The sequence below is a fragment of the Streptomyces sp. NPDC048424 genome (genome assembly GCF_040651555.1).
Lineage (GTDB): Bacteria > Actinomycetota > Actinomycetes > Streptomycetales > Streptomycetaceae > Streptomyces.
Window position 1 is genome coordinate 207,005 of sequence record NZ_JBEZKE010000013.1, and the last position, 17,866, is coordinate 224,870.

At 71.3% G+C, this 17,866-nt stretch carries 15 protein-coding genes; 9 read left to right on the top strand and 6 right to left on the bottom strand.

Annotated elements, in window-relative coordinates:
• The first annotated feature begins 38 nt into the window (after window positions 1-38).
• The 6 genes from AB0D29_RS20650 (at window position 39) to AB0D29_RS20675 (ending at window position 8,629) form a co-directional block, all read left to right on the top strand.
• Complete coding sequence (locus AB0D29_RS20650; protein ID WP_362855930.1) at window positions 39-1,847, top strand: ABC-F family ATP-binding cassette domain-containing protein; 1,809 nt, start codon at window positions 39-41, stop codon at window positions 1,845-1,847.
• Window positions 1,848-2,002: 155 nt separating this feature from the next.
• On the top strand, window positions 2,003-3,664 hold the full coding sequence (locus tag AB0D29_RS20655) for a PQQ-binding-like beta-propeller repeat protein (RefSeq protein ID WP_362855932.1): 1,662 nt from the start codon (window positions 2,003-2,005) through the stop codon (window positions 3,662-3,664).
• 43 nt (window positions 3,665-3,707) lie between these two features.
• Complete coding sequence (locus AB0D29_RS20660; protein ID WP_362855934.1) at window positions 3,708-5,486, top strand: PQQ-binding-like beta-propeller repeat protein; 1,779 nt, start codon at window positions 3,708-3,710, stop codon at window positions 5,484-5,486.
• 165 nt (window positions 5,487-5,651) lie between these two features.
• The gene (locus AB0D29_RS20665) at window positions 5,652-6,374 is read left to right on the top strand and encodes a LuxR C-terminal-related transcriptional regulator (RefSeq protein WP_362855991.1); all 723 of its coding nucleotides are present in this window, start codon (window positions 5,652-5,654) and stop codon (window positions 6,372-6,374) included.
• Window positions 6,375-6,421: 47 nt separating this feature from the next.
• Window positions 6,422-7,381 (top strand): UDP-glucose 4-epimerase GalE, encoded by a 960-nt coding sequence (galE, locus tag AB0D29_RS20670; protein ID WP_362855936.1) that lies wholly within the window; start codon window positions 6,422-6,424, stop codon window positions 7,379-7,381.
• A gap of 480 nt (window positions 7,382-7,861) precedes the next feature.
• Window positions 7,862-8,629, top strand: coding sequence for a response regulator transcription factor (locus AB0D29_RS20675; RefSeq protein WP_362855938.1), 768 nt, complete (start codon window positions 7,862-7,864; stop codon window positions 8,627-8,629).
• Here the strand turns inward: AB0D29_RS20675 and AB0D29_RS20680 are convergent.
• Window positions 8,588-9,085: a MarR family transcriptional regulator gene (locus AB0D29_RS20680; RefSeq protein ID WP_030386194.1), complete on the bottom strand. Its 498-nt coding sequence runs from the start codon at window positions 9,083-9,085 to the stop codon at window positions 8,588-8,590. The two genes, AB0D29_RS20675 and AB0D29_RS20680, sit on opposite strands and share 42 nt — an antisense overlap.
• Window positions 9,086-9,246: 161 nt before the next feature.
• On the opposite strand from AB0D29_RS20680, the gene AB0D29_RS20685 reads away from it, so the two are divergent.
• Together AB0D29_RS20685 and AB0D29_RS20690 are read left to right on the top strand one after the other, a co-directional pair.
• Entirely contained in the window at window positions 9,247-10,104 is an 858-nt protein-coding gene (locus AB0D29_RS20685; RefSeq protein WP_362855939.1) for a trans-aconitate 2-methyltransferase, read from the top strand.
• Between the two features lie 2 nt (window positions 10,105-10,106).
• A complete protein-coding gene (locus AB0D29_RS20690) occupies window positions 10,107-10,499 on the top strand; it encodes a VOC family protein (protein ID WP_362855941.1) in 393 nt (130 codons plus the stop codon).
• Between the two features lie 77 nt (window positions 10,500-10,576).
• Here AB0D29_RS20690 and AB0D29_RS20695 read toward each other — a convergent pair whose 3' ends face one another.
• Both AB0D29_RS20695 and AB0D29_RS20700 read right to left on the bottom strand, forming a co-directional pair.
• A complete protein-coding gene (locus AB0D29_RS20695; RefSeq protein ID WP_362855993.1) occupies window positions 10,577-11,248 on the bottom strand; it encodes a TetR/AcrR family transcriptional regulator in 672 nt (223 codons plus the stop codon).
• Window positions 11,248-12,228: a fatty acid desaturase gene (locus tag AB0D29_RS20700; RefSeq protein ID WP_362855943.1), complete on the bottom strand. Its 981-nt coding sequence runs from the start codon at window positions 12,226-12,228 to the stop codon at window positions 11,248-11,250. The genes AB0D29_RS20695 and AB0D29_RS20700 overlap by 1 nt, the downstream gene beginning before the upstream one ends.
• Window positions 12,229-12,646: 418 nt before the next feature.
• Between AB0D29_RS20700 and ppc the strand changes: the two genes are divergently transcribed.
• Window positions 12,647-15,340, top strand: a complete 2,694-nt coding sequence (gene ppc, locus AB0D29_RS20705) for a phosphoenolpyruvate carboxylase (protein ID WP_362855995.1) — start codon at window positions 12,647-12,649, stop codon at window positions 15,338-15,340.
• 63 nt (window positions 15,341-15,403) lie between these two features.
• Here ppc and pth read toward each other — a convergent pair whose 3' ends face one another.
• The 3 genes from pth to AB0D29_RS20720 form a co-directional block, all read right to left on the bottom strand.
• Window positions 15,404-15,994, bottom strand: a complete 591-nt coding sequence (pth, locus tag AB0D29_RS20710) for an aminoacyl-tRNA hydrolase (RefSeq protein WP_319729251.1) — start codon at window positions 15,992-15,994, stop codon at window positions 15,404-15,406.
• Window positions 15,995-16,093: 99 nt separating this feature from the next.
• Complete coding sequence (locus AB0D29_RS20715) at window positions 16,094-16,678, bottom strand: 50S ribosomal protein L25/general stress protein Ctc (protein ID WP_362855945.1); 585 nt, start codon at window positions 16,676-16,678, stop codon at window positions 16,094-16,096.
• A 182-nt stretch (window positions 16,679-16,860) separates the two neighbouring features.
• Window positions 16,861-17,838 carry a ribose-phosphate diphosphokinase gene (locus AB0D29_RS20720; RefSeq protein WP_030723354.1) on the bottom strand — a complete coding sequence of 326 codons (978 nt, stop codon included), beginning with the start codon at window positions 17,836-17,838 and terminating at the stop codon, window positions 16,861-16,863.
• Window positions 17,839-17,866 lie beyond the last annotated feature (28 nt).

Consider the following 17,866-nt stretch of genomic DNA (forward strand, 5'->3'; position numbering starts at 1 on the left):
AGAGTCCGTCCGGGGGTACCCCACCTGGAGCGCGTCTGATGGCCGTCAATCTGGTCAATGTCGAGGCAGTCAGCAAGGTGTACGGCACACGTACCCTGCTGGACAGCATCTCCCTCGGCGTGTCCGAGGGGGACCGGATCGGCGTGGTCGGCCGCAACGGCGACGGCAAGACCACCCTCATCCGCATGCTCGCCAAGCTGGAGGAGCCCGACACCGGCCGGGTCACCCAGTCCGGTGGCCTGCGCATGGGCGTCCTCACCCAGCACGACTCCCTCGATCCCAAGGCCACCATCCGCCACGAGATCATCCGGGACATGGCCGACCACGAGTGGGCCGGCAACGCCAAGATCCGCGACGTGCTCACCGGACTCTTCGGCGGCCTCGACCTGCCCGGCTTCGGCCAGGGACTCGACACCGTCATCGGCCCGCTCTCCGGCGGCGAGCGCCGCCGCATCGCCCTCGCCAAGCTGCTCATCGCCGACCAGGACCTCCTGATCCTCGACGAGCCCACCAACCACCTCGACGTCGAGGGCATCTCCTGGCTGGCCCAGCACCTCCAGGAGCGCCGCTCCGCGCTCGTCTGCGTCACCCACGACCGCTGGTTCCTCGACCAGGTCTGCACCCGCATGTGGGACGTGCAGCGCGGCGACGTGCACGAGTACGAGGGCGGCTACAGCGACTACGTCTTCGCCCGCGCCGAGCGCGACCGCATCGCCGCCACCGAGGAGTCCAAGCGGCAGAACCTGATGCGCAAGGAGCTGGCCTGGCTGCGCCGCGGCGCCCCCGCCCGGACCTCCAAGCCCCGCTACCGCATCGAGGCCGCCAACGAGCTCATCGCCGACGTGCCGCCGCCGCGCGACAAGTCCGAGCTGATGCGGTTCGCCAACGCCCGCCTCGGCAAGACGGTCTTCGACCTCGAGGACGTCGCCGTGCACGCCGGCCCCAAGGAACTGCTCAAGCACCTCACCTGGCACCTGGGCCCCGGCGACCGCGTCGGCCTCGTCGGCGTCAACGGCGCCGGCAAGACCTCCCTGCTGCGCGCGCTCGCCGAAGCCGCCCGCACCCAGGGCGACGTCCAGCCCGCCGCCGGCAAGATCACCGTCGGCAAGACCGTCAAGCTGGCCTACCTCTCGCAGGAGGTCGGCGAACTCGACCCGTCCCTGCGGGTCCTGGAGGCCGTGCAGCGCGTCCGTGACCGCGTCGACCTCGGCAAGGGCCGCGAGATGACGGCGGGCCAGTTGTGCGAGCAGTTCGGCTTCACCAAGGAGAAGCAGTGGACGCCGGTCGGCGACCTCTCCGGTGGCGAGCGGCGCCGGCTGCAGATCCTGCGCCTGCTGATGGACGAGCCCAACGTCCTCTTCCTCGACGAGCCCACCAACGACCTCGACATCGAGACCCTGACCCAGCTGGAGGACCTCCTCGACGGCTGGCCCGGCTCGATGATCGTGATCTCCCACGACCGGTTCTTCATCGAGCGCACCACCGACACGGTGATGGCGCTGCTCGGCGACGCGAGCCTGCGGATGCTGCCGCGCGGCCTGGACGAGTACCTGGAGCGCCGCCGGAGGATGATCGAGGCGGCCGCCCCGGCGGCCGTCCCGGCCACCGCCGCCGCGGCGGCGAAGACCGCCGCCTCGGTGGACTCCCGGGCCGCGAAGAAGGAACTCCAGAAGATCGAGCGGCAGCTGAACAAGCTCGCCGACCGCGAGGGCAACCTGCACGCCCAGATCGCCGAGAACTCCACCGACTACGACAAGGTGGCCAAGCTCGACGCGGAGCTGCGCGAACTGCTCGCGGACCGCGACGATTTGGAGATGCGCTGGCTGGAGCTGGCCGAGGAGGCCTAGATCCCCTCACCCCGCCGGGCCAACTGGCGGGATAACGACGGCGTCACGGGCCGGTCCTCCCTTGGGAACAGGGGGCGGACCGGCCCGGTGTTCGAGGGCCGTCAGTGATAGAAAGGTCATCCTCCCCGACCCGCCGAAGCCGAAAGCGTGCGCTGATGACCGAGCCGCCCCAGCCGCCGAACCAGCCACCGAGCCCCTCCGGTTACGGTCACCTGCCCGGCCCGCCGCAGCAGGGGTACGGATACCCGGCGCAGGGCGAGAACCCGTACGCACAGCAGGCCCCGTACGCGCAGCAGCCGCCCACCGTCCAGCAGCAGCCGCCGGGTTACGGCTACCCGCCGCCGCCCGGGATGCCCGGCATGCCCGGTGTGCCCGGCCCCGCCGGCGGCCCCGGCATGCCGCCGAAGAAGAAGCGGACCGCGCTGATCGCCGCCTCGGCCGCCGCGGCCGTCCTCGCCGTGGCCGTCGTCGGCTACTTCGGCCTGTCCGGGTCCGACGAGGACCCGAAGCCGCCCGTCGCGCAGGAGTCCACCGACGCCAAGCCCTCCGGCTCGCCCTCCGTGGACAAGGGAGACGGCAACGGCACCGGCGCCGGCGGCGACGGGGTCGACCTCAACTCCGGCCGCAAGCAGGGCGAGGACAAGGCCCTCTACCTCAAGACCGCGAAGGTCGACGGTCCCGGCATGGGCGTCGAGTCCGCGGGCCAGTGGGTCGTCGGCGACACCGTCGTCAAGAGCGTCTGGAAGTCCCTCAACGGCTACGCGGTCACCGACGGCAAGGAGAAGTGGACGCTCGCCTTCCCTGCCGCGATCTGCTCCGTCGCCCGGGGCACCACCGCCGAAGGCAAGACGGTCGTCATGTACCGCGACGGCGAGGGGGAGAACTCCTCCTGCACCCAGATGCGCGTCGTCGACCTCAAGACCGGCAAGGAGGTCTGGTCGAAGGAGGTGCCCAAGGAAGGGCTCTTCGACATCTTCACCAGCCCCACCCTGGCCATGACCGGCGACACCGTCGCCGTCAGCCGCGGCGGCACCGCCAGCGCCTTCAAGATCAGCAACGGTGACAAGCTCTTCGGGAGCGCCCTGGGCACCGGCTGCAAGCCCGACGGCTACGAAGCCGGCAACGGCAAGATGATCGCCCTCGCCACCTGCAGCGACGCGGACGCCAGCGCCGAGGTCCACGGGGTCGACCCCGTCAGCGGCCAGAAGAGCTGGGCCTTCCGGCTCCCCAAGAAGTACAAGGTCACCAGCATCTACTCGGTGGACCCGGTCGTCCTCGACATCGGCGACGAGGAGGCCAAGCAGCGCTCCATCGTGGTCCTGGGAGCCGACGGGAAGCAGACCGCCACCCTCGCCGGAGAGGGCAGCTTCGCGACCGGCTGCGGCGACACCGGCCTCTTCCGGGCCCTGACGACCTGTCCCTCGGCCGTCGTCGAAGCGGGCACCCTGTACCTCCCCACCGCGGCGGAGTCCGGCAAGGCCAACGAGATCGTCGCCTTCGACCTGGCCACCGGCAAGGCCAAGTGGCGCTCCCCGGCCGGCGACAAGCGCACCCTCACCCCGCTCAAGGCCGCCAACGGGCAGCTGATCGCCTACCGCAAGGCCGAGGAAGAACAGGGCGGCGAGGTCATCTCCATCCCGGCCGGCGGCGGCACCCCCACCGCACTCCTGCGCCACCCGTCGGGCCCCGCGGCGCCGATCGAGAGCTCCTTCCGCACCCCGAAGCTCGACTACGTGGACGGGCGGTTCTTCATCTCCGCCTCCCGCCTGCAGGCCAAGGGCACGGACGAGAAGCTCCTGATGGTCTTCGGCAAGTGACAACGCGTCCAACGAGCAGCCCACTGAGAGGCAAGAGCAGCCCATGAGTACCCCGCCGCCCCCCAGCCAGCCGCCGTCCGGCGGCTTCGGCGCGCCGCAGGACCCTCCGCCGGGCGGGTTCGGCGCACCCACGCCGCCCGCCGGACCGCCCGCCCCGCCGGCCGGACCGCCCGCGCCCGCGCAGCCGCCGGCCGCGCCGCCCGCGTACGGGTACCCGCAGACCGGCCCCGGCTACGGCTACCCGCAGCAGCCCGGCACCCCGCCGCCGTTCGGCGCCCCCGGCACCCCGCCGCCCTACGGCGCTCCGGGCGCTCCGGGCGCCCCGTCGTCCTTCGGCTCGGCAGGCGCCCCGGCGCCCGCCGCCCAAGGCCCGGCCGGCGGCGGCAACGACAAGCGCACCCAGCTGATGATCGTCGGCGCGGCCCTGCTGGCCATCGTCCTCATCGTCGGCGGCGGCCTCTGGTACGCCTCCGGCGACAGCGACGGTGACGGCAGGACGGACACCGCGGACAGCGGTCCCGCCAAGCCGGGGGACGACAAGTCCGAGCCCGGTGCGGGCGGCAGCGAGAAGGTGCCCTCCAACGTCAAGTCGAAGGTGATGGTCAACCAGCCGAGCCCGACGCCGGACGAGATGGTCCAGGTCCCCGGGTCCTGGCTGACCGAATCCACCTACGTCAAGTCCGACGTGTACAAGATCGTCGGCTACAACGTCGTCGACGGCGGGATGAAGTGGGAGATTCCCCTCCCCGGTGAGCTCTGCGGCGCGTCCCGGCACGTCACCGACAACAAGACCGCGGTGATCTTCCGTCCCACGAAGCCCACGGCGGAGGTCAAGTACCCGGCGTGCACCGAGGTCGGCGTCATCGACATGAACGCCGGCAAGCTCCTGTGGACCGGCCAGGCCAAGGGCGCCACCAGCGGTGACAAGCCCGTGTCCTACTACGAGGTCACCGTCAGCGGGCAGACGGTCGCCGCCGGCGGTCCCTCGGGCGGCGCCGCCTGGAGCCTCGCCGACGGCAAGTCCCTGTGGCTGCCCAAGGTCGACGGCGAAGGCTGCCGCGACGTCGGCTACGGCGGCGGCGAGGCCCTCGCCGTCATCCGCAGGTGCGGCCAGAGTTCCAACCAGACCCTGTACGCGCAGGCCCTCGACCCGAACACCGGCGCGCCGCAGTACTCGTACAAGCTCTCCGCGGGCATCGAGACCGCCGGCATCGTCTCCACCAAGCCCCTGATCGTCTCCGCCGACGTCGGCAAGACCGCCAAGAACGCCAGCGGCGTCAGCGACCTCTTCGTCATCGACAACGCGGGCCAGCTGAAGACGCGCATCTCGCTCTCCTCCGGCACCTTCGGCGGTGAGTGCCACACCGAGGTCGAGCGCTGCTCCGGGATGATCGTCGGCAACGGCAAGCTCTACCTGCCCTCCTACGAGCACCAGGGCAAGGACGCCTACGGCAAGACCAACGAGCTGCTCTCCTTCGACCTGGAGACCGGCAAGCAGACCACCGACCGCGCCGACGCGGGCGAGCGGTACAAGCTGTTCCCGCTGCGCATGGACGGCTCGAACGTCATCGCCTACAAGGAGCCCCCGTACGACAAGGGCGGCCAGATCGTCAGCATCGACGGCAAGACGATGAAGGAAACCGTCCTGATGGAGAACCCGTCGGACAAGACGACCCAGCGCATCGAGACGGCCTACTCGCCCGAATTCCACGAGTACCGCTACCACAACGGCAAGCTGTTCCTCGCCCGCACCTCGGTCAAGAAGCCGTACTCCGCCAGCTCCGACCCGGAGTTCATCTTCACCTCCTTCACCGCGAGCTGATCCGCCCGCCCGCCCGCCCGCCCGCACGACGCGCCGCGCGCCGCGGCGAGCCGCCGCAAGCCCCCGGAAGGTCCGCCTTCCGGGGGCTTCTGCGCGGTAACCCCCGCGCACCGTCGAACAAGCGTGTAGCTTGCCGGGTCAGAAGGGTGGGGGGTGGGTTCCGCAATGGGCGTACGGGTCGTGGTGGTCGACGAGCACCGGCTGCTGGCCGAGGCGCTGGCCTCTGCCCTGAAACTGCGCGGCCACCGGGTCCTGGCGGCCGCGGCCCCGGCCGCGGGCGCCGCCGAGCTGGTCATCGGACGCGCCCCCGAGGTGTGCCTGTTCGGGACGGCGAGCCCCGCCGAGGCCGGGGTCTTCGAGCCCGTGGCCCGCATCAAGCGGGAACGCCCGCAGATCGCCGTCGTCGTCCTCGGCCCGGTGCCGAGCCCGCGCGGGATCGCGGCCGCCTTCGCCGCCGGCGCCTCCGGGTACGTACGCCACGACGAGCGCATCGAGGGCGTGGAGCGGGCGCTGGCCAAGGCGCGGGCGGGCGAGGTGGCGATCGCCCCGCAGCTGCTGCAGGGGGCCTTCGCGGAGCTCCTGAACCCGGCCGCCCAGCCCGACGACGAGGGCAGCCGGCTGCTGCGGCTGCTCACCCCGCGCGAGGTGGAGGTGCTGGTGCGGGTCGCCGAGGGCGAGGACACCCGGCTGATCGCCGCGGGCATGGAGATCGCGCCGAGCACCGCCCGTACGCACGTGCAGCGGGTGCTGATGAAGCTGGGCGTGGGCTCGCGGCTGGAGGCGGCCGCGCTGGCCGCCCGTACCGGCCTGCTGGACCGGGCGCTGCCGGTGCGGCCGTCCGCCGCCGATTTCCCCGCGGGCGCCGAATCGGGTAAGCCAGTGTCCTAGCACGCGCACGCTCCCGCGCGTGCTCCCCCGCGAGAGGCAGTAGGCGAGTGAGCAAGTACCTGGTAACCGGTGGCGCCGGATACGTCGGCAGCGTGGTCGCGGCCCACCTCCTGGAGGCCGGCCACGAGGTCACCGTCCTCGACGACCTCAGCACCGGCTTCCGCGTCGGCGTCCCGGCGGGCGCCGCCTTCATCGAGGGCCGGATCCAGGACGCCGCCCGCCACCTGGACTCCTCCTACGAGGCGGTGCTGCACTTCGCGGCCTCCTCGCAGGTCGGCGAGTCCGTGGTGAACCCGGGCAAGTACTGGGAGAACAACGTCGGCGGCACGCTCGCCCTGCTCGGGGCGATGCGCGAGGCGGGCGTGCGCAAGCTGGTGTTCTCCTCCACCGCCGCCACCTACGGGGAGCCGACGGAGGGCCTGCTCACCGAGGCCTCGGTGACCGCGCCGACCAACCCGTACGGCGCCTCCAAGCTGGCCGTCGACCACATGATCGCGGGGGAGTGCGTGGCGCACGGCCTGGCCGCGGTCTCCCTGCGCTACTTCAACGTGGCCGGGGCGTACGGGGAGTTCGGCGAGCGGCACACGCCCGAGACGCACCTGATCCCGCTGGTCCTCCAGGTCGCGCTGGGCGAGCGCGAGTCGATCTCGGTGTTCGGCGAGGACTACCCGACCCCGGACGGCACCTGCGTGCGCGACTACATCCACGTCGCCGACCTGGCGGAGGCGCACCTGGCCGCCCTGCGGGTCGCCGCCGAGGGCGAGCACCTGATCTGCAACCTGGGCAACGGCAGCGGGTTCTCGGTCCGCGAGGTCGTCGAGACGGTCCGCAAGGTCACCGGCCGGGAGATCCCCGAGGTCGTCGCCCCGCGCCGGGCCGGCGACCCCGCGATGCTGGTCGCCTCCGCCCGCACGGCGCACGAGCGCCTCGGCTGGACCCCGAGCCGCTCGGACCTGACCGGCATCATCACGGACGCGTGGAACTTCGCCCGCACGCACACCGCCTGACCCACGGGTATCCCCCCGGAACACCGCTGTCCTGCGCGCCCCCCGCACCCTGTCCGGTGCGGGGGGCGCGTGCGTATGGGCCATGCGCTGCCGCCGGGCGCTGCGCGCGGGCGCCCGGCGTGCACACGCCGGGTGAATTGCCCCCCGTGCAACTGCCGGTGGCACGCGCCGGTACGGAAGCCGCCATCCGGACCGGTGGTACAGGTGATTTCAAGCCACCACAAAGGCGGTTCAGAACGCCTGCGCCGGAAAATCGCTGGGAAAACTTCTGCTATTCGGCCAACCGCGAGCGGCACCGGGCCCTACGCTGATGCGTGACACCGGTGGGGGCCGGTGTTGATTCAGGGGTCGAGACAAGTCGGGTACGACGTCCGGTCCGGGGTAGTGCAGAGGTGTCACGGCGGCGGCCGGGGCAGCTGCGGACCACCCGGTCCGGGCGCCGTACCCGCCGTCGTCCGTTCCCCTACCCTTGGGGGTTTTGTGGTTCGTATCCGGGTTCTCGTCGTCGACGATCACCGCATCTTCGCCGAATCGCTCGCAGCCGCGCTCGCGGCCGAGCCGGACGTGGACGTGTCCGCGGCCGGCAGCGGCCCCGCCGCCCTGCGCTGCCTCGAACGCGCGGTGGCCGAGGGCCGCCGCTTCGACGTCCTGCTGGTCGACGCCGATCTCGGCGCGGTCGCCGGGGCCGTGCCCGCCCAGCGGGAGTCGGGCTCGGGGCCGCCACCGCCCGGCTCGGACGGGATCGCGCTGGTCGCCGGGGTGCGGGTGACCCACCCCGGGGTCCGTACGGTCGTGCTCGCCGAGCGCGACGACCCCCGCCGGGCCGCGCACGCGCTACAGGCCGGGGCCTCGGGCTGGGTGGCGAAGGACTGCTCGCTCTCGCGGCTGCTGGCCGTCATCCGCGGGGTGCTGCGCGAGGAGACCCACCTGCCGCCCGCGCTGCTGACCGGAGTGCTCCGGGAGTTGACCGCGGCGCGCAAGCACCGCACGGACAGCGAACGGCTCGTGGAGTCGCTCACCCCGCGCGAACACGAGGTGTTGCGCTGCATGGTGGCGGGGCTGGGGCGCAAGGACGTGGCCGCGCGCCTGTTCCTGTCCCCGCACACCGTCCGCACGCACATGCAGAACGTGCTGGGCAAGCTCGGCGTGCACTCCACGCTGGCGGCGGTGGCGCTGGCCCGGCGGGCCGGCGTACGACCGGCCGACCTAGCCGGGGATGTTGTCGAACGGAGCGGTCAACTGGCGTAGCAGCCCGGCGAGATCACCGCGCTGGTTCTGCGAGAGCTGGGCGAGGATCGCCCGCTCCTGCGCCAGCAGCCCGGCGAGGGCCTGGTCCGCACGGTCCCGGCCCTCGGGGGTGAGCCGCACCAGGACCCCGCGGCGGTCGCTGGGGTCCGGGAGCCGCTCGACGAGGCCCTTCTTGGCGAGCCGGTCGATGCGGTTGGTCATGGTGCCGGAGGTGACCAGGGTCTGGGTCAGGAGCTGGCCGGGGGAGAGCTGGTAGGGCGCACCGGCCCGGCGCAGGGACGTCAGGACGTCGAACTCCCACGGCTCCAGGCCGTGCTCGGAGAAGGCCAGCCGGCGGGCGCGGTCGAGGTGGCGCGCGAGCCTGCTGACGCGGCTCAGTACCTCGAGCGGTTCCACGTCGAGGTCAGGGCGCTCCCGCCGCCATGCCGCCACCAGTCGGTCGACCTCGTCCTCCATGCCGATCAGTGTAAGGGGTCTGTCGATGTGAAGTCTCTTCATAACGAGTATCTTGACCACGAGTATCTTGACATCGAGATATAAATCGCGCGAGCATGGGGCATGGAGGGGGCCGGAACAGATTCCGCTTCCGACCGCCCCGCCAGCAGGGAGGCTCGAACATGTATTCCGATACCGCGCACTCGGGGACCCCCACGTCCACCGCGCCCTCCGCTCCCACTTGGGATCCCCAGCAGTACCTCCGGCACGCAGGCCACCGCACACGGCCCTTCCTCGACCTCCTCACCCGGATACCCGAGCTCCCCAACCGGCCCGCCCGCATCGCCGACCTCGGCTGCGGCCCCGGCAATGTCACCGCGCTCCTCGCCGACCGCTGGCCCGGCGCCCGCATCACCGGCTTCGACCTCTCCCCGGAGATGCTCCACCGCGCCACCCAGGAGCACGCCGGCCCCACCACCGGCGGCGGCAGCCTCGACTTCCGCCACGGAGACCTCGCCGGCTGGCTCCCCGAGGAGCCCTACGACCTGATCGTCTCCAACGCCGCCCTGCAGTGGGTCCCCGGCCACGCCGGCTCCTTCGGCGCCTGGATCAACGGCCTGCGCCCCGGCGGCACCTTCGCCTTCCAGATCCCCGGCAACTTCACCGCCCCCAGCCACGCCCTGCTCGCCGAACTGTGCGACACCCCGCGCTGGCGGCCCCGGCTCGCCGGCCACGGCGCCCGCTACATCCACCTCCTCGAACCCGCCGAATACCTTGCCCGGTTCACCGCGCTCGGCTGCGCCGCCGACGTCTGGGAGACCACCTACCACCAGCTGCTCCAGGGCCCCGACCCCGTACTCGACTGGGTCAAGGGCACCGCCCTGCGGCCCGTCCTCACCGCCCTCGGCGACGACCAGGACGCCGCGGACGCCTTCCTCACCGAATACCGAGACCGGCTGCGCGTGGCCTACCCGAGCGGGCCACGCGGCACCGTCTTCCCGTTCCGCCGGATCTTCGCCGTCGCCCGCAAGGAGGCCTGACCGTGCTCACCGCCGTCGACCACGTCCAACTCGCCGCGCCGCCGGACTCGGAGGACCGGCTCCGCGCCTTCTACACCGACGTCCTCGGCATGACCGAGATCCCCAAACCGCCCGTCCTCGCCGCGCGCGGGGGCTGCTGGTTCGCCGCCGGGCCCGTACAGCTGCACCTCGGCGTCGAGGAGGACTTCCGGCCCGCCCGCAAGGCCCACCCCGGACTGCGGGTGACCGGGATCGAGGCGTACGCGAACAGACTGGAGGAACGCGGTGCCAAGGTCGTCTGGGACGACGACCTGCCCGGCCACCGCCGCTTCTACTCCGAGGACCCCGTCGGCAACCGGCTCGAATTCCTTGAAGAGCACGCCCTGGAACCGCAGGCCCTGGAAGAGTGCGGCTGACCCGGCCCGCACCACACGACGGCGCCCCGCCACCGAGTGTCCGGTGGCGGGGCGCCGTCGTACGCGCGCCGCGGTGCTCAGCTCTTGCGGCGGCCCACCAGCTGCGGCTTCGACTCCAGCCCGTCCAGCCCGTGCCAGGCCAGGTTGACCAGGTGCGCGGCCACCTCCGCCTTCTTCGGCTTGCGGACGTCCAGCCACCACTGCCCGGTCAGCGCCACCATCCCGACCAGCGCCTGCGCGTACAGCGGCGCCAGCTTGGGGTCAAAGCCCCGCGCCTTGAACTCCAGACCCAGGATGTCCTCGACCTGCGTGGCGATGTCACTGATCAGCGAGGCGAAGGTGCCGGTCGACTGCGCCACGGGGGAGTCCCGGACCAGGATCCGGAAACCGTCGGTGTACGACTCGATGTAGTCCAGCAGCGCGAACGCCGCCTGCTCCAGCAGCTCCCGCGGATGCCCGGCCGTCAACGCCCCGGTCACCCCGTCCAGCAGCTGGCGCATCTCCCGGTCCACGACCACCGCGTACAGCCCCTCCTTGCCCCCGAAGTGCTCGTACACCACCGGCTTGGACACCCCGGCCTTCGCCGCGATCTCCTCCACCGACGTGCCTTCGAAGCCCTTCTCCGCGAACAGGGTCCGGCCGATGTCCAGCAGCTGCTGGCGCCGCTCCGCGCCCGTCATCCGCACCCGGCGGCCGCGCCGGGGCTTGTCACCGCTGGAATTACCGCCGTCGATCGCCACGCCCCCCATCATGCCGCTTTCGCGTCGCTTTCCCTGCGTCGGGCGTCGATGCGGGCCGGCGACGGCCAGCGCACGTCCGTGGCCCAGCCCAGCTGCTCGCACCAGCGGATCAGCCGGGCGCTGGAGTCGACCTGGCCGCGCAGCACGCCGTGGCGCGCCGAGGTCGGATCGGCGTGGTGCAGGTTGTGCCAGGACTCCCCGCAGGAGAGCACCGCCAGCCACCACACGTTGCCGCTGCGGTCGCGGGACTTGAACGGCCGCTTGCCCACCGCGTGACAGATCGAGTTGATCGACCACGTCACGTGGTGCAGCAGCGCGACCCGCACCAGCGAGCCCCAGAAGAACGCCGTGAACGCGCCCCACCAGGACATCGTCACCAGACCGCCCACCAGCGGCGGGATCGCCAGCGACAGCATCGTCCAGAAGATGAAGTCGCGCGAGATCCGCCGGATCGCCGGGTCCTTGATCAGGTCGGGGGCGTACTTCTGCTGATCGGTCTGCTCCTCGTCGAAGAGCCAGCCGATGTGCGCCCACCACAGCCCCTTCATCAGGGCCGGCAGCGTCTCCCCGAACCGCCACGGCGAATGCGGGTCACCCTCGTGGTCGGAGTACTTGTGGTGCTTGCGGTGGTCCGCCACCCAGCGCACCAGCGGCCCCTCCACCGCCATCGAACCCATCACGGCCAGGGCGATCCGCAGCGGCCGCTTCGCCTTGAAGGAACCGTGCGTGAAGTAGCGGTGGAAACCGATGGTGATGCCGTGGCAGGCCAGGAAGTACATGAAGACCATCAGGCCCACGTCCAGCCAGCTCACCCCCCAGCCCCACGCCAGCGGGATCGCCGCCAGCAGGGCCACGAAGGGAACGGTGATGAACAGCAGCAGAGCGATCTGCTCGATGGACCGCTTGTTCTCGCCGCCGAGAGTCGCGGACGGCGCAGTTGTCTCGGAGGGTGCCGAGGCGCCCTCGATCAGATCGGGACTGGTGGTCATGGGTGTCCCCTGGGGGGTGAGAGAAGTCGGCAGGCTCCCTGATTACGAACCCTACGGACCCGTAACCTACGGCATCGTAAGTATGGCAAAGCCGGGTCCCGTGGCAAGAGGAGCGCGGCCGGGGTGAAGACGCGCACGCCGACAGGGCGCGCGCCGCCTGGTGAGACGTCTGCCCGGGCACACGCGTGGGACACCTATCCTGGTCCCGTCGGACAGCGCGGTCCGCACGGGCAGCCCGAGCTGCGCATCGGGAGCGACGATCCCCCGGACGCAAGTCCGCAGGGCATCGGAGCGCGCGGCCGGCAGCCCACCGCCCAGTAGCGCTCGAACACTGCAAGGAGCCGCACCTGTGAGCAGTGCTGACCAGGCCCCCCAGGGCCAGGCCCCCGTCACCCAGGCCGCCACCGCCAACGCGGAGCTGCGCGCGGACATCCGCCGCCTCGGCGACCTCCTCGGGGAGACCCTCGTACGCCAGGAGGGTCAGGAACTCCTCGACCTCGTCGAAAAGGTGCGCGCCCTCACCCGCACGGACGGCGAGGCCGCCGCCGAGCTGCTCGGCGACACCGACCTGGAGACCGCCGCCAAGCTCGTACGCGCCTTCTCCACCTACTTCCACCTCGCCAACGTCACCGAGCAGGTGCACCGCGGCAAGGAACTGCGCGCCCACCGTGCCGCCGAGGGCGGGCTCCTCGCCCGCACCGCCGACATGCTGAAGGACGCCGACCCCGAACACCTGCGCGAGACGGTCAAGAACCTCAACGTCCGCCCCGTCTTCACCGCGCACCCCACCGAGGCGGCCCGCCGCAGCGTCCTCAACAAGCTGCGCCGCATCGCCGCCCTGCTGGAGGAGCCCGTCACCGGCGCCGGCGACCGCCGCCGCCACGACCTGCGGCTCGCCGAGAACATCGACCTCGTCTGGCAGACCGACGAACTGCGCGTGGTCCGCCCCGAGCCCGCCGACGAGGCCCGCAACGCCATCTACTACCTCGACGAGCTGCACGCCGGCGCCGTCGGCGACGTCCTCGAAGACCTCGCCGCCGAGCTCCAGCGCGTCGGCGTCGAGCTGCCCGCCGGCACCCGCCCGCTCACCTTCGGCACCTGGATCGGCGGCGACCGCGACGGCAACCCCAACGTCACCCCCGACGTCACCCGCGACGTGCTGATCCTCCAGCACGAGCACGGCATCACCGACGCACTCGAACTCATCGACTTCCTGCGCGGACTCCTCTCCAACTCCATCCGCTACACCGGGGCCACCGAGGAACTCCTCGCCTCCCTCCAGGCCGACCTGGAACGCCTCCCCGAGATCAGCCCGCGCTACAAGCGGCTGAACGCCGAGGAGCCCTACCGCCTCAAGGCCACCTGCATCCGGCAGAAGCTCCTCAACACCCGCGAGCGCCTCGCCAAGGGCACCCCGCACGAGGAGGGCCGCGACTACCTCGGCACCGCCGAACTGCTCACCGACCTCACCCTCATCCAGACCTCCCTGCGCGAACACCGCGGCGCCCTCTTCGCCGACGGCCGCATGGACCGCACGATCCGCACCCTGGCCGCCTTCGGCCTCCAGCTCGCCACCATGGACGTACGCGAGCACGCCGACGCCCACCACCACGCGCTCGGCCAGCTCTTCGACCGCCTCGGCGAGGAGTCCTGGCGCTACGCCGACATGCCCCGCGACTACCGCGGCAAGCTCCTCGCGAAGGAGCTGCGCTCCCGTCGGCCCCTCGCGCCCACCCCGGCGCCCCTCGACGCCGCCGGGCAGAAGACCCTCGGCGTCTTCCTCGCGATCAAGGACGCCTTCGAGAAGTTCGGCCCCGAGGTCATCGAGTCCTACATCATCTCGATGTGCCAGGGCGCCGACGACGTCTTCGCCGCCGCGGTACTGGCCCGCGAGGCCGGCCTCATCGACCTGCACGGCGGCTGGGCCAAGATCGGCATCGTCCCGCTCCTGGAGACCACCGACGAGCTGCGCGCCGCCGACGTCATCCTCGACGAGATGCTCGCCGACCCCTCCTACCGGCGCCTCGTCTCCCTGCGCGGCGACGTCCAGGAGGTCATGCTCGGCTACTCCGACTCCAGCAAGTTCGGCGGCATCACCACCAGCCAGTGGGAGATCCACCGCGCCCAGCGCCGGCTGCGCGACGTGGCCCACCGCTACGGGGTGCGCCTGCGCCTCTTCCACGGCCGCGGCGGCACCGTCGGCCGCGGCGGCGGCCCCTCGCACGACGCGATCCTCGCCCAGCCCTGGGGCACCCTGGAGGGCGAGATCAAGGTCACCGAACAGGGCGAGGTCATCTCCGACAAGTACCTGGTCCCCTCGCTGGCCCGCGAGAACCTCGAACTGACCGTGGCGGCCACCCTGCAGGCCTCCGCCCTGCACACCGCGCCGCGCCAGTCCGACGAGGCCCTCTCGCGCTGGGACGCGGCCATGGACGTCGTCTCCGACGCCGCCCACGCCGCGTACCGCGCGCTCGTCGAGGACCCGGACCTCCCGTCGTACTTCTTCGCCGCGACCCCCGTCGACCAGCTCGCCGACCTCCACCTGGGCTCGCGGCCCTCGCGCCGCCCCGACTCGGGCGCCGGCCTCGACGGTCTGCGCGCCATCCCGTGGGTCTTCGGCTGGACCCAGTCCCGCCAGATCGTCCCCGGCTGGTACGGGGTCGGCTCGGGCCTCAAGGCCCTGCGCGAGGCCGGACAGCAGGACGCCCTCACGGAGATGGGCGAGCGCTGGCACTTCTTCCGCAACTTCCTGTCCAACGTCGAGATGACGCTGGCCAAGACCGACCTGCGGATCGCCCGCCACTACGTCGACACCCTCGTGCCCGACCACCTCAAGCACGTCTTCGCGCGCATCGAGGCCGAGCACGAGCTCACCGTCAACGAGGTCCTGCGCATCACCGGCGGCAGCCGTCTGCTGGACTCCAACCCGGTCCTCCAGCAGACCTTCGCCGTCCGCGACGCCTACCTCGACCCCATCTCCTACCTCCAGGTCTCCCTCCTGGCCCGTCAGCGCGCGGCCGCCGCCCGCGGCGAGGAGGCCGACCCCCTCCTGGCGCGCGCCCTGCTGCTCACCGTGAACGGTGTGGCCGCGGGCCTGCGCAACACCGGCTGAGTCCCCGGACCCGGACATGACGGAGCCCCCGCACCGACCGGTGCGGGGGCTCCGTCATGTCCGTCAGGAGTTGTACGTGGACTGCGCGCGCTCCAGGCCCTCCTGGATGAGGCACTCCACCGAGTCGGCGGCCCGGTCCACGAACCAGTCCAGCTCCTTGCGCTCCGTGGACGAGAAGTCCTTCAGGACGAAGTCCGCGACCTGCATCCGGCCCGGCGGCCGGCCGATGCCGCAGCGGACCCGGTGGTAGTCCGGGCCCATCGACTTCGTCATCGACTTCAGACCGTTGTGGCCGTTGTCCCCGCCGCCCAGCTTCAGGCGCAGCGTCGGGTAGTCGATGTCCAGCTCGTCGTGGATCGCGACGATCCGGTCCAGCGGCACCTTGTAGAAGTCGCGCAGGGCCGTCACCGGGCCGCCGGAGAGGTTCATGTACGTCATCGGCTTGGCCAGCACCACCCGGCGGTTCGCCGGTCCGGGCGCGCCGATGCGGCCCTCGACCACCTGGGCCCGGGCCTTGTGCGCCTTGAACTTCCCGCCGATCCGCTCCGCCAGCAGGTCGGCCACCATGAAGCCGATGTTGTGGCGGTTGCCCGCGTACTCCGGTCCGGGGTTGCCGAGGCCGACGATCAGCCAGGGTGCCGCGTCGTCCGACATCAAAAGCTCCTTAAGGCCTTGAACGAAGACGACCGCCGTCCCGCTCCAGTGGAGCCGGACGGCGGTCGGTCAGCAACTGCTGAGGGGGGAAGGCGAGGCTCAGGCCTCGGTGCCCTCGGCGGCCTCGGCGGCCGGCTCCTCGGCCTGCGGGGCCACGACCTGCAGGACGGCGATGTCGCCGTCGACGGCCAGGGTGGTGCCCGCCGGGAGGACCAGGTCCTTGGCGTGGATGGTGGCGCCGGCCTCGAGGCCCGCGATGGAGACGGTGACCTCGGTCGGGATGTGGGTGGCCTCGGCCTCGACGGAGATCGTGTTCTGGAGGGTCTCCAGCATGTTGCCGCCGGCGGCCAGCTCGCCCTCGGTGACGATCGCGACGTCGACGGTGACCTTCTCGCCCTTCTTGACGATCAGGAAGTCGACGTGGGAGATCGAGCGCTTCAGCGGGTGCTTCTGCACGGCCTTCGGGATGACCAGCTCGGTGCCGGCGTCGCCGAGGTCCAGGGAGATCAGGACGTTCGGGGTGCGCAGCGCCAGCTGAAGGGCGTGGGCGTCGACGTTGACGTGCTTCGGGTCGGTGCCGTGGCCGTAGATGACGGCGGGGGTCAGGGCGTCACGACGGGCCTGACGGGCAGAGCCCTTGCCGAACTCGGTGCGGACCTTGGCGGAAAGCTTGACCTCGGACATGCTCACTCCTCGTGGGGTGACGGAAAAAGGACGACAGTCACCCGGCCGGAACGGCCTGCTACGAAGAGCGCGTCGATAACGGAGCATCCGTACCGGAAAAAGGTACGGCCTCCCTCGCCGAGCAACTCATGGAGTGTACCCGGCAGGGGAGGCCGTACCAAAAAGGATCTACCGCGGAGCGGTTACTGCTGCTCTTCGAAGAGGCTGGTGACCGAACCGTCCTCGAAGACCTCGCGCACCGCGCGCGCGATCATCGGGGCGATCGAGAGCACCGTGATCTTGTCGAGCTCCAGGTCGGACGGGTCCGGCAGGGTGTTCGTGAACACGAACTCGCTGACCTTGGAGTTCTTCAGGCGGTCGGCCGCCGGGCCCGACAGGATGCCGTGCGTGGCCGTCACGATGACGTCCTCGGCGCCGTGCGCGAAGAGCGCGTCGGCCGCGGCGCAGATGGTGCCACCGGTGTCGATCATGTCGTCGACCAGGACGCAGACGCGGCCCTTGACCTCACCGACGACCTCGTGGACGGTCACCTGGTTGGCGACGTCCTTGTCGCGGCGCTTGTGCACGATGGCCAGCGGCGCGTCCAGGCGGTCGCACCAGCGGTCGGCGACGCGCACGCGGCCGGCGTCCGGGGAGACGATCGTCAGCTTGGTGCGGTCCACCTTGGCGCCCACGTAGTCCGCGAGGACGTTCAGGGCCGAGAGGTGGTCCACCGGGCCGTCGAAGAAGCCCTGGATCTGGTCCGTGTGCAGGTCGACCGTGAGGATGCGGTCCGCACCCGAGGTCTTCAGCAGGTCCGCGACCAGGCGGGCCGAGATCGGCTCGCGGCCCTTGTGCTTCTTGTCCTGGCGGGCGTACCCGTAGGACGGGATGATCACGGTGATGGAGCGCGCCGACGCGCGCTTCAGCGCGTCGATCATGATCAGCTGTTCCATGATCCACTTGTTGATCGGAGCCGTGTGGCTCTGGATCAGGAAGCAGTCCGCGCCGCGAGCCGACTCCTGGAAGCGAACGTAGATCTCACCGTTCGCGAAGTCGAAAGCCTTGGTCGGCACGAGGCCGACTCCCAGCTGGTGCGCGACCTCCTCGGCCAGCTCGGGGTGGGCGCGGCCGGAGAAGAGCATCAGCTTCTTCTCGCCGGTCGTCTTGATCCCGGTCACAGCACTGTCTCCTCAGACGTGTTGAAGC